The following is an 11,737-nucleotide window of genomic DNA, read 5'->3' as shown; positions in this document are numbered from 1 at the left end:
ATAAGCGCTTATTAAATGCACAATCGGTTGACTATGCTCAGGGCATTGCGGTACAACACAGCGTTCATTCGCAGAATGAAGAGTCAGCGAACCTCTGTTCGCGGCGATTTTTTTAACAACAGCGGTGCATTATGCAAGTTTTTATTATGCGTCACGGCGATGCGGCATTAGATGCAGCCAGTGATTCAGTCAGACCTCTTACTCATTGCGGCTGTGATGAGTCTCGCCAGATGGCGAGCTGGCTTAACGGCCAGGCGCTGGATATCGAGCGCGTTCTTGTCAGTCCCTACCTCCGCGCCGGGCAGACGCTTGCCACGGTTCGCGAAGCACTCCCGCTGCCAGAAGAGCAGGACGTGTTGCCGGAGCTGACCCCTGGCGGCGATCCGGGCTTAGTCGCCTGCTATTTGCAGACGCTGGCAAACGAGGGAGTAAAATCGGTGCTGGTGATTTCACATCTGCCGCTGGTGGGATACCTGGTTTCCGAACTCTGTCCGCAGGAAGCGCCGCCAATGTTTGCCACCTCGGCGATTGCCTGTATCACTTTTGATGCGGCGAGCTGCGAAGGGAAACTGGAGTGGCAGGTTAGCCCGAAGAAATTAGCGAAAGCGATGTGATTTAACCCCTCGGGCGGCGAGAACGCCTTGCATACTGTAGGGGCGGCGTTCTCGCCGCCCGCGCAGATGTTTTGTACAAGCCTCAACCTAAGGCAACTCCGGCGGCTGCCACTCTTCCACTTCAATCAATACCAGCACCGCGGCATCGCCGCCAAACGCTTTTGGCGCCTGATGAAAGGCCATCACATACGGATGCTGCGCCAGCCACAGCGGTGTCTGCTGCTTCAGAATATGTTTGCCATGACCGTGCATCACGCTGGCGCAAAAGATATGCTCGCGGCGACAGGCGGCCAGCAGCGCGCCCAGTTCCTGCTTTGCCTGATTCTGCGTTAAACCATGCAGATCGAGAAAAATCTCCGGCGTATAATCACCGCGACGTAACTTCTTCATTTCATAATGGCTGACATCGCTGCGTACATAGCGCACCGGGCCTTCCGTCGCCAGTAACGGCTGAAATTCATCAGAAAAGTAGTGGCTGTTGTCCGCCTGCTCCGAAAGCAACCGTTTCTGCGGCACTTCGCTGATTTTTTTGCGTTGCGGCGCATGCACAATGGTGTCCTGCTTCAGTTTACGCGTGCCACTCATTAGCTGACGAAACAATGCCTTATCGTCCGCGCTAAGTTTCTCTTTGCTGGTCATTAGTCTTCACAGTGATGTTAATTTAAGGCGAGCCTGTTTACCGGCCGCGACTCGTCAGATCCCTACCTTAACGCGCAGCCGCAACAAAAGTCAGCTTTTTCGCCTCTCTGCGCTGAATTATTGGCGGCTTCGTGGCAAACTAGCGCCCGGGTTTTCAGAACCGCCTGCGGAGGGCAACTTGGATAAAATTTTCGTCGATGAGGCAGTGAACGAACTGCATACCATTCAGGACATGCTGCGTTGGGCGGTAAGCCGTTTTAGCGCTGCCGATATCTGGTATGGTCACGGCACCGACAACCCGTGGGACGAAGCCGTTCAGCTGGTTTTGCCAACGCTGTATCTGCCGTTGGATATTCCGGAAGATATGCGCAATGCGCGCCTGACGTCCAGCGAGCGCCACCGTATCGTTGAACGCGTGATTCGCCGCGTTAACGAGCGTATTCCGGTCGCTTATCTGACCAACAAAGCCTGGTTTTGCGGCCACGAATTCTATGTCGATGAGCGCGTGCTGGTACCGCGTTCGCCTGTTGGCGAGCTGATAGAGAGCCACTTTTCCACGTTGATCGACCATCAGCCTGAGCATATTCTTGATATGTGTACCGGCAGCGGCTGTATTGCCATTGCCTGCGCTTACGCGTTCCCGGATGCGGAAGTGGATGCGGTCGATATCTCTGTCGATGCGCTGGCGGTAGCTGAGCAGAATATTGAAGCACACGGCATGATTGACCATGTTACGCCGATGCGTTCCGATCTGTTCCGCGATCTGCCAAAGATTCAGTACGACCTGATCGTCACCAATCCGCCGTATGTGGATGAGGATGATATGGGCGATCTGCCGAATGAATATCGCCATGAGCCGGAACTGGGTCTGGCGGCCGGTCGTGATGGTCTGAAACTGGCGCGCCGTATTCTGGCCTGCGCCCCGGATTATCTTACCGATAACGGTATTCTGATCTGCGAAGTGGGCAACAGCATGGTGCATATGATCGATCAGTATCCGGATGTGCCTTTCACCTGGCTGGAATTTGATAACGGCGGCGACGGTGTGTTTATGCTGACCAGACAGCAGATTATCAATGCTGCGGACCACTTCAAAATTTACAAGGACTAGAGCATGGCGGGTAATACTGTTGGACAACTGTTTCGGGTCACGACTTTTGGTGAATCCCATGGTATTGCACTGGGCTGTATCGTCGATGGCGTGCCGCCCGGTATGCCACTGACGGAAGCCGATCTGCAACATGATCTTGACCGTCGCCGTCCCGGCACCTCGCGCTATACCACCCAGCGCCGCGAACCGGACCAGGTGAAGATTCTGTCGGGCGTATTCGAAGGTGTCACCACCGGCACGCCGATTGGGCTGTTGATCGAAAATACCGACCAGCGTTCCCAGGATTACAGCGCAATCAAAGATGTGTTCCGCCCGGGTCATGCTGACTATACCTACGAACAGAAATATGGCCTGCGCGACTATCGTGGCGGAGGCCGTTCTTCTGCGCGTGAAACCTCGATGCGCGTGGCGGCGGGGGCGATTGCCAAGAAGTATCTCGAGCTGAAACACGGTATCAAAGTGCGCGGTTACCTGGCGCAGATTGGTGATGTCGCCTGTGAACTGAAGGACTGGGATCTGGTTGAGCAAAACCCGTTCTTCTGCCCGGATGCGGATAAGCTGGACGCGCTGGATGAACTGATGCGCGCGCTGAAGAAAGAGGGCGACTCTATCGGCGCCAAAGTTACGGTGATGGCGGAAAACGTCCCTGCCGGCTGGGGCGAACCGGTATTTGACCGTCTGGACGCTGATCTGGCGCATGCGCTGATGAGCATCAATGCGGTGAAAGGGGTGGAGATCGGTGATGGCTTTGCGGTGGTGAACCAGCGTGGCAGCCAGCATCGCGATGAGATCCGCGCCAGTGGTTTCCAGAGTAATCACGCCGGTGGCATTCTTGGCGGTATCAGCAGCGGTCAGACAGTTATTGCTAACCTGGCGATGAAACCGACCTCCAGCATCACCGTGCCGGGCAAAACCATTAACCGCTTTGGTGAAGAGGTGGAGATGATCACCAAAGGACGCCACGATCCCTGTGTTGGTATTCGTGCGGTGCCAATTGCCGAAGCGATGATGGCGATTGTGCTGATGGATCATCTGATGCGTCAGCGCGCCCACTGTGCTGACGTTAACAGCGACATTCCGCGTTGGTAAGCCGATGAAAAAACTGCTCTTCACTCTGTGCGCGCTGCTGATCTCCGTGTCGGCGCTGGCCGCGACGCCGTGGCAAAATATTGTCCAGCCGATCAGCGGTAGCCCGCTGTCGATTGGCGGTTTTTCCAATGGCTGTATTGTCGGTGCGCAACCGCTGCCGCTGGATGCCGCTCACTATCAGGTGATGCGGCAGGATCAGCGCCGCTACTTCGGCCATCCCGATCTGATTCTGTTTATTCAGCGCCTCAGCACTCAGGTGAATAACCTGGGGCTGGGTGAAGTGCTGATTGGCGATATGGGCATGGCGGCGGGCGGTCGCTTCAGTAGCGGTCACGCCAGCCACCAGTCCGGCCTTGATGTCGATATCTGGCTGCAGTTGCCGAAAACCCGCTGGACCTCGCAGATGCTGCTGAAGCCGCAACCGCTCGATCTGGTGAGCGCCGATGACCGCAACGTGGTGGCGCGTCACTGGAAGCCGGAGATCGACAGCCTGATCAAACTGGCGGCGAAAGATGACGAGGTTACGCGGATCTTCGTCAATCCGGCGATTAAAAAGCAGCTTTGTGCCGATGCTGGCGTCGATCGTGACTGGTTACGCAAAGTGCGTCCGTGGTTTGCCCATCGCGCCCATATGCATGTACGTCTGCGTTGTCCGCCGGAAAGTCTGGAGTGTGAAGAGCAGGCGCCACCACCGCCAGGCGATGGCTGCGGCGCTGAGCTGCAAAGCTGGTTTGCGCCGAAGAAACCAGGCAGTGGCGCGCCAGTGAAGCGTGAACCACCGCCGTTACCCCCTTCATGTCAGTCTTTGCTGGATAAGCATTTACTTTAGGAACAGAGATGGATTGGTTTGTTGTCAGCCCGCTTGTGGTCGGGCTGCTGTTTTTTGTGGCGGTACTGGCGGCATTTATCGATTCCATCGCCGGAGGCGGCGGACTGCTTACCGTTCCGGCGCTGCTGGCCGCTGGCATGTCACCGGCGCAGGCGCTGGCGACCAATAAGTTGCAGGGGGTAGGGGGATCGTTCTCCGCCAGCCTCTATTTTGTGCGGCGTAAAGCGGTCAGTCTGCGTGAACAGAAGCTGAATATCGCCATGGCTTTTGGCGGTTCGGTAGTCGGCGCGACGCTGATTCAGCATATTGAGCCTGGTCTGCTGCGGCAGGTGTTGCCGCTGCTGATTATCGCCATCGGCCTCTATTTCCTGCTGATGCCACGCCTTGGCGAAGAAGACCGCGTGCGCCGTCTGCATGGCCTACCCTTTGCGCTGGTGGCCGGTGGCTGCGTCGGTTTCTATGACGGCTTTTTCGGCCCCGGCGCGGGTTCGTTCTATGCCCTGGCTTTTGTCACCCTGTGTGGCTATAACCTTGCCAAGTCTACCGCTCATGCCAAAGTACTGAACTTCGCCTCCAACTTTGGTGGTCTGCTGTTCTTTATTTTTGGCGGTAAAGTGGTGTGGGGCACAGGGCTGGTGATGCTGCTGGGCGCTTTCTGCGGTGCGCGACTCGGCGCCAGCCTGGTATTAAGTCGCGGCCAGACGCTAATCCGTCCGATGGTGGTGATTGTCTCGGCAGTGATGAGCAGCAAGCTCTTGTACGACAGCCATGGCGCGCAGATCGGCGCATGGTTCCACTCGATTTTTTCCTGATGATAACTTCAATGACCACGACACACGATTATCAGCAACTGATTAGCCTGTTTGACGACTGCTTTATGCAGGACTTTCAGACCCGCCTGATTAAAGGCGACGACGAACCGATCTATCTTCCTGCCGATGAGGCGTCGCCATGGAACCGGGTGGTGTTTGCGCATGGCTACTATGCCAGTGCGCTGCATGAAATTTCGCACTGGTGTATTGCCGGTGCGGAGCGCCGCAAGCGGGTGGATTTTGGCTACTGGTATTGTCCGGATGGCCGTGACGCCACCACGCAACATCAGTTTGAAGCAGTGGAAATTAAACCGCAGGCGCTGGAATGGTTGTTTTGTGTTGCGGCAGGGTTTCCCTTCAATGTAAGTTGTGACAATCTCAGCGGAGATTGTGAACCTGATCGCATTGCATTTCAGCGTCAGGTGCATGCTCAGGTGATGACTTACCTGGAACAGGGCATTCCAGCCCGTCCGGCACGCTTTATTGCAGCACTTCGTTCGTATTACTCCATGCCCCCGTTGACGGCAGCCCAGTTTCCCTGGCCGGAAGATCTGAGCTGAGCGGGGGAGTGAATTTTGAAGAAGAGGAAGAGACATGATCGCAGAATTTGAATCGCGTATTCTGGCCCTGATTGACGATATGGTTGAACACGCCAGTGACGACGAGCTGTTTGCCAGCGGTTATCTGCGCGGTCACCTCACGCTGGCGGTTGCCGAAGTGGAGCTGACCGGGGAGCATACGGCGGAAGCCTTACAGATTCAGGTGCAGAAAAGCCTGCATAACGCCATTGACGCCGGTGAACTGTCGCCACGCGATCAGGCGCTGGTGATTGGGATGTGGGATAACCTCTACCTGCAAGCCCGCCAGTCAGCATAGTGCCCCTCCCCGATAAAATGGGGGAGGGACGGGGTGGGGGAACCACGACTTCGCTTCCCTCACCCTGTCACACCACCGCTTTTCCCTTCAGTAACTTTCTTACCCAGTAGCGATTCGGATTCAGTGCGGCCAGCGTGGCGGCATCCAGCGGTATCGGTTCGGCGCACAGCTGCGCCGCCAGAATTTCCGCCGCCAGCGGCGCGCTGCACAATCCGCGCGAACCCAGCGCACCCAGCACAAACAGCTGTGGCCACAGTGGCGCACTGACGATCTCCTCGCCCGCCGCCAGCCGATCGCGTAACCCGGCATATTCGGTTAACGTCTGCTGATAATCCGCCAGCGCACCGGCCATCGGCAGATGATCGCGGGTGGCGCAGCGTACGCCGCAACGGGCTTCGGCAGCGCTGACATCCACCTGTTGCGGCCAGTGGCAATCTGGCAGGCAGCGGATTAAACGCTCGCGGTTTTCCTGCTGATCGGCGTCACGGTAGTCAGTGGTAACTTCGCCACGACGGTAGCTGGCGCCAATGCAGTGGGTGCCAAATTGCGCACTGCGCGGCGTGAGATAACCGTCGTAGCACAGCACCTGTTTCAGCGCGCTAAGTTCGCCCTGTGAGGGAATATGGCTGACCTGGCCGGCAACGGCATACACCGGCAGCTGGGCGCTCTGCGGCAGCGAGGTCAGCGCATGGCCGGTAGCCAGCACCACATTCTGGTGCGTGACGCTTTTGCCATCGGCAAAGGTCAGCTGCCAGCCCGGCTGTAACCGGTCAAGCTGCGCCAGCCGGTGCAGCCAGTGAATGCGCAAACCCTGCTGGTTAGCGAGATCAAATAGCGTGGCGGTGAGTTCCGCTGGCGACAGCCAGCCGCCGTCAGGATAAGTGATACCCCCGCAGCCGGTGGTTACCCCTGCCAGCGCTTCAGCCTGCTGCCGATCAATAATCTGCGCCAGTTCAGCGGGAAGCCCCATCGCCGCCATCTGCGCAATTTTCTCCCGGCTTTTCTCATCCCAGCCAAGCTGAGTGACGCCGCACCACTGGTGTTCAAAGGTCTGCGGTAAAGCATCATACAGACGACGGGCGAAGGTAAAGGCTGCCGGGAAAAACTGTTTCAACGCCTCGTCATGATGATTTAGCAGCGGATAGAGCGCTCCCTGGCGATTGCCAGACGCGCCGAGCGCCGGCGCTTCATCGGCGCAATAGAGCGTGACGCGTTTGTTACGACGCAGCAGCGCCAGCGCCAGTACCGCGCTGGCCACGCCGCCGCCAATAATCGCAATATCCTCACCGACCGCCGCCGGACGCGCATACCAGGGCGCAGTAGCGGCAATCTCCGGCGCGTCGTTCAGCGTACCGATCAGCATATGGCGTTTTTCACCAAAGCCTTTGTGGCGCACGGCGGCGAAACCAGCGTCAATCAGGCCGCGGCGCACAAAACCGGCGACGGTAAAGGTGGCCATGGTGCCCCCCGGACGCGCCAGCCGCGCCATGGTGGCAAACAGCTGCGGCGTCCACATCTCCGGGTTTTTTGACGGCGCAAAACCATCAAGAAACCAGGCATCCACCTGACGATTCAGACTGTCATCAAAATGGTCAATTAACTGGTTAATATCGCCAAACCACAGATCGAGCGTGATGCGCCCGCCGTCAAGCAGCAGACGATGGCAGCCCGGCAGCGCCATTGGCCACTGCGCCTGTAACTGTTGCGCCCAGGGCGCCAGTTCCGGCCAGTGCGCCTGCGCGGCAGCCAGATCGGCGCGGGTCAGCGGATATTTTTCAACGCTGATAAAATGCAGGCGTTGCAGTGTCGCTTGCGGCTGCTCGCGGCGAAACTGGTCAAAGGCCTGCCACAGCACCAGAAAGTTGAGTCCGGTGCCGAAACCGGTCTCGGCGGTAATAAAAAGTTCACGTGGGTGATCGGAGAAGCGAGCCGGTAAATTATTGCCCGCCAGAAACACATAACGCGTCTCTTCAAGGCCGTTCTGATTGGAAAAATAGATGTCGTCAAATGCTCGGGATACAGGTGTACCCTGATCATTCCAGGACAACTCGGCATGTTCAACCGGGGATAATTTCACGGCAAGGGCTCATTAATCAGGCAGTGGCGCGATTTTAGCGATGTCACCGGGATGACGCAAATTTACAAAAGTTAAAAGCTGATCGGACTTGTTCGGCGTACAAGTGTAAGCTAGAGTGCTCGTCGTATCCTAATTTGAAGTGGAAGAGGTATTTGAATGAAACGTGCAGTGATTACTGGCTTAGGGATCGTTTCCAGCATTGGCAATAACCAGGAAGAAGTCCTGGCTTCTCTGCGTGAGGGGCGTTCAGGCATTACCTTCTCACAAGAGCTGAAAGATTCCGGCATGCGTAGTCACGTCTGGGGTAACGTTAAGCTGTCTAAAGACGAAATCACCAGCCTCATTGACCGTAAAGTGTTGCGCTTTATGAGTGATGCATCAATCTACGCTTATATCTCGATGCTGGAAGCGATCAAAGATTCCGGCCTGACGGCAGAACAGTACCAGAGCAACCCGCGTGTCGGTCTGGTTGCCGGTTCCGGCGGCGGCTCTCCATTCTACCAGGCTGCCAGCGTTGATGGCATGCGCGCCAAAGGCCTGCGTGGCGTTGGCCCATACATGGTGACCAAAGCGATGGCATCCGGTGTTTCTGCCTGTCTGGCAACGCCGTTTAAAATCCACGGTGTGAACTACTCCATCAGCTCCGCTTGCGCGACGTCTGCACACTGTATCGGTAACGCGGTTGAGCAGATCCAGCTGGGCAAGCAGGATATCGTGTTTGCTGGCGGCGGCGAAGAGCTGTGCTGGGAAATGTCCTGTGAGTTCGACGCGATGGGCGCACTGTCGACCAAAAACAACGAATCACCAGAAAAAGCGTCCCGTACCTATGATGCAGGCCGTGATGGCTTTGTTATCGCAGGCGGCGGCGGTATGGTGGTGGTTGAAGAACTGGAGCATGCACTGGCGCGTGGCGCGCATATCTATGCTGAAGTGGTTGGCTACGGCGCGACCTCTGATGGCGCGGATATGGTTGCACCATCTGGTGAAGGTGCTGCACGCTGTATGCGTATGGCGATGGAATGTGTTGATACCCCAATCGATTACCTGAACACCCATGGTACTTCCACGCCGGTTGGTGATGTGAAAGAGCTGGGTGCGATTCGCGCGGTATTCGGTGATACCACGCCAGCAATGTCTGCTACCAAAGCCATGACCGGTCACTCGCTGGGTGCGGCAGGCGTGCAGGAAGCGATCTACTCACTGCTGATGCTGGAAAACAGCTTTATTGCGCCAAGCATTAACATTGATGAGCTGGATCCGGCGGCAGAAGGTCTGAATATTGTGACCAGACCGACCGAGCAGCAGCTGACGACGGTTATGTCGAACAGCTTCGGTTTTGGCGGCACCAACGCCACGCTGGTCATGCGTAAATTGTAGGAGCGGCGTTCTCGCCGTCCGTATTGCTGATTTGCACGGGAGCCGATAACGGCTCCCCTACAAATCTCCACCCCCTTCCCGCAGCTGCTTACCGACATTTCCCCCCGGATGGAGCGCCAGTAACGTCGCCTGATCGAAACCACTCTGCGTCATTAACGCCGTCATCATGGTGTCAAACAGCGCCAGCACGGTAATAATCGAGGTGGTTGCCAGCATCCTGAGCGGGTCAATTTCCTCACTTTCTGGCATCAACAGTAATTGCCCGGCGTTAAGCGCCAGTGCCGAAGCCGGATTCTCACTTACCACCACCAGCCGCGTGCCCTTACTTTTTACCGTTGGCAGCAGACGCGTCAGCTCATCCGAATTGCCGCCGCGCGACAGCATAATCAACAAATCATCGGCGGTGAGAAAACCGATATCGCCATGGGCGGCATCGGTGGCATTCAGGTAAACAGCAGGACGCTCGATACAGGAAAACATATGTGCAATTTTACGCGCGGCAATGCCCGAGGTGCCGACGCCGGTGACTGCCACTTTGCCACGGCAGCCCGCAATCAGCGCCAGCACAGCCAGCCACTGCTGACGGTCAATATGCTGATCCAGCTGCGCCAGCGTGCGCGCATAGATCTGCCAGCCCGTTTGCGCCTGCCGCCAGGCCTGTTCCGCACTCATTGATCCTCCTGCATCATCTGCCGGTATTTCATATGGTCGTGGTACATCTCACGGAATACACGGTATTTACGATCGTAATAACGTTTAATTTCATTGGTCTGCGGCGTGACGGTTTTGCCAATGCGGCTCATGGCGTTCATCGCCTCAGGCAGCGACTCATAGACGCCAGCCGCCACGGTGCCCATCATCGCGCCACCGAGCAGCATCGCTTCACTCTCTTCCGGCAGCAGCATCGCACAGCCGGTGGCGTTGGCATGCTCCTGCACAAAAATCGGATTTTTGCTGCCGCCGCCGCTGGCCATAATGGTATCGATGCTGTAACCGCTCTGATTCATGGTTTCGATAATATGGCGGGTGCCCAGAGCGATGGCCTGAATGGTGGCGAGATAGTGCAACGCCATATCATCCGGCGTGCGCGACAGTTTTAATCCGGTCAGGGTGCCGGTTAAGGTCGGATTGGCGCGCGGCGAGCGGTTGCCGTGAAAGTAGGGCAGCATATGAATATCCCGCGACAGAAAGGCGATTTTCTCCGGTTCGCCAGCCAGCTTGCGCAGCCGTTCATTCAGTACTTCATAGATGGTTTTACCGCGTGCACTGGCCTGCTGAAGCAGCGTGTCATAGCAGGGATGCGACTGGATCATATGGTCGATAAGCGCGCCAGTCGCCGACTGACCGCCTTCATTGAGCCACAAGCCCGGCAACACCGCCGAATAGTAAGGTCCCCAGACCCCTTTGATAAAGCGCGGCCCTTGCGAGATCGCCATATGACCGGTGGAGGTGCCGCCAATCAGCGCGATACGCCGGTCAAAGTCTGCGTGTTCCCCGGAAGGCCCGGAGGCGCCCAGCGTGCCAAGGCTGCCGGCATGAGCGTCAATAATTGACACGCTGACTGCGGTACCTGGCAGCAGGCCGAGCTCGCTGGCGGCGCGCTGCGTCAGGCCGCGGCCCAGCGGCTCGCCCATGGTTTTCACCTCGCGACCAATTTTCTCCGCATCATGCGCCAGCAGATCTTCCAGCCCGATTTGACGGAAATAGCTGTCGTCCCAGCGATTCTCATGGCCCATATAGGTCCATTTACACACCGTCGAACAGAGCGAGCGGGTCTCATCCTGGGTGGCGCGCCAGGTAAGGAAGTCCGGCAGGTCAAACAGATGACCGATATTCTGCCAGGTGTTCGGCATATGCTGTTTCAGCCACAGCAGCTTGGGCGTCTGCATCTCCGGCGAAATAATGCCGCCGACATAATCCAGCACCGGATGCTGGCTGGCGTTGATGCGCTCGGCCTGCACAATCGCCCGGTGATCCATCCACACAATGATATTCTGCTCATCGCGTCCCGAGGGGCTGATGGTCAGCGGCTTGCCCTGCTTATCCAGCACCACCAGGGAACAGGTAGCGTCAAATCCCAGCCCCTTAATTTGCACCGGGTTGATATTGCTCTGGTTGATGGCGTCACGCACCGCCTGGCATACCGCCAGCCAGATATTGTCGGAGGACTGTTCGACAAAATCGGCCTGCGGACGATAAATTTCAATGGTGCGGCTGGCCTGGCCCATCATACGGCCGGTGATATCAAAGATGCCTGCGCGTGCGCTTCCGGTGCCAACGTCAATGCCAATGTAATAGCTCGCCATCTGTTAT

At 57.1% G+C, this 11,737-nt stretch carries 12 protein-coding genes; 8 read left to right on the top strand and 4 right to left on the bottom strand.

Annotation, left to right across the window (positions count from 1 at the left end):
- Positions 1-131 precede the first annotated feature (131 nt).
- The gene (sixA, locus tag J2125_RS04455) at positions 132-614 is read left to right on the top strand and encodes a phosphohistidine phosphatase SixA (protein ID WP_017803374.1); all 483 of its coding nucleotides are present in this window, start codon (positions 132-134) and stop codon (positions 612-614) included.
- 87 nt (positions 615-701) lie between these two features.
- On the opposite strand, the gene smrB is transcribed toward sixA, so the two are convergent.
- Positions 702-1,253: an endonuclease SmrB gene (gene smrB, locus J2125_RS04450; protein WP_017803375.1), complete on the bottom strand. Its 552-nt coding sequence runs from the start codon at positions 1,251-1,253 to the stop codon at positions 702-704.
- Between the two features lie 178 nt (positions 1,254-1,431).
- Between smrB and prmB the strand changes: the two genes are divergently transcribed.
- The 6 genes from prmB to J2125_RS04420 are packed head-to-tail and all read left to right on the top strand — an operon-like array spanning position 1,432 to position 5,970.
- Entirely contained in the window at positions 1,432-2,364 is a 933-nt protein-coding gene (prmB, locus tag J2125_RS04445; protein ID WP_017803376.1) for a 50S ribosomal protein L3 N(5)-glutamine methyltransferase, read from the top strand.
- Between the two features lie 3 nt (positions 2,365-2,367).
- Positions 2,368-3,453: a chorismate synthase gene (gene aroC / locus J2125_RS04440; RefSeq protein WP_017803377.1), complete on the top strand. Its 1,086-nt coding sequence runs from the start codon at positions 2,368-2,370 to the stop codon at positions 3,451-3,453.
- 4 nt (positions 3,454-3,457) lie between these two features.
- Positions 3,458-4,282 (top strand): penicillin-insensitive murein endopeptidase, encoded by an 825-nt coding sequence (mepA, locus tag J2125_RS04435; protein ID WP_017803378.1) that lies wholly within the window; start codon positions 3,458-3,460, stop codon positions 4,280-4,282.
- Positions 4,283-4,290: 8 nt separating this feature from the next.
- Positions 4,291-5,094, top strand: coding sequence for a sulfite exporter TauE/SafE family protein (locus tag J2125_RS04430; protein ID WP_017803379.1), 804 nt, complete (start codon positions 4,291-4,293; stop codon positions 5,092-5,094).
- Positions 5,095-5,105: 11 nt separating this feature from the next.
- On the top strand, positions 5,106-5,654 hold the full coding sequence (locus tag J2125_RS04425) for an elongation factor P hydroxylase (RefSeq protein WP_017803380.1): 549 nt from the start codon (positions 5,106-5,108) through the stop codon (positions 5,652-5,654).
- A 34-nt stretch (positions 5,655-5,688) separates the two neighbouring features.
- Positions 5,689-5,970 (top strand): YfcL family protein, encoded by a 282-nt coding sequence (locus tag J2125_RS04420; protein WP_017803381.1) that lies wholly within the window; start codon positions 5,689-5,691, stop codon positions 5,968-5,970.
- 67 nt (positions 5,971-6,037) lie between these two features.
- Here the strand turns inward: J2125_RS04420 and mnmC are convergent, their stop codons facing one another.
- Positions 6,038-8,047, bottom strand: coding sequence for a bifunctional tRNA (5-methylaminomethyl-2-thiouridine)(34)-methyltransferase MnmC2/FAD-dependent 5-carboxymethylaminomethyl-2-thiouridine(34) oxidoreductase MnmC1 (mnmC, locus tag J2125_RS04415; protein ID WP_017803382.1), 2,010 nt, complete (start codon positions 8,045-8,047; stop codon positions 6,038-6,040).
- Between the two features lie 156 nt (positions 8,048-8,203).
- Between mnmC and fabB the strand changes: the two genes are divergently transcribed.
- On the top strand, positions 8,204-9,424 hold the full coding sequence (gene fabB, locus J2125_RS04410) for a beta-ketoacyl-ACP synthase I (protein ID WP_017803383.1): 1,221 nt from the start codon (positions 8,204-8,206) through the stop codon (positions 9,422-9,424).
- 57 nt (positions 9,425-9,481) lie between these two features.
- Here fabB and J2125_RS04405 read toward each other — a convergent pair whose 3' ends face one another.
- Together J2125_RS04405 and J2125_RS04400 are read right to left on the bottom strand one after the other, a co-directional pair.
- Positions 9,482-10,096, bottom strand: a complete 615-nt coding sequence (locus J2125_RS04405; RefSeq protein WP_017803384.1) for a KpsF/GutQ family sugar-phosphate isomerase — start codon at positions 10,094-10,096, stop codon at positions 9,482-9,484.
- Positions 10,093-11,730, bottom strand: a complete 1,638-nt coding sequence (locus J2125_RS04400) for an FGGY-family carbohydrate kinase (RefSeq protein ID WP_017803385.1) — start codon at positions 11,728-11,730, stop codon at positions 10,093-10,095. Before J2125_RS04400 ends, J2125_RS04405 begins: the two co-directional genes overlap by 4 nt.
- Positions 11,731-11,737: the final 7 nt, after the last annotated feature.

The organism is Winslowiella toletana, assembly GCF_017875465.1.
In the GTDB taxonomy this organism is placed as follows: Bacteria; Pseudomonadota; Gammaproteobacteria; order Enterobacterales; family Enterobacteriaceae; genus Erwinia; species Erwinia toletana.
The sequence above is the reverse complement of the archived record's forward strand: the minus strand, read 5'-3'. Positions and strand labels throughout refer to the sequence as shown.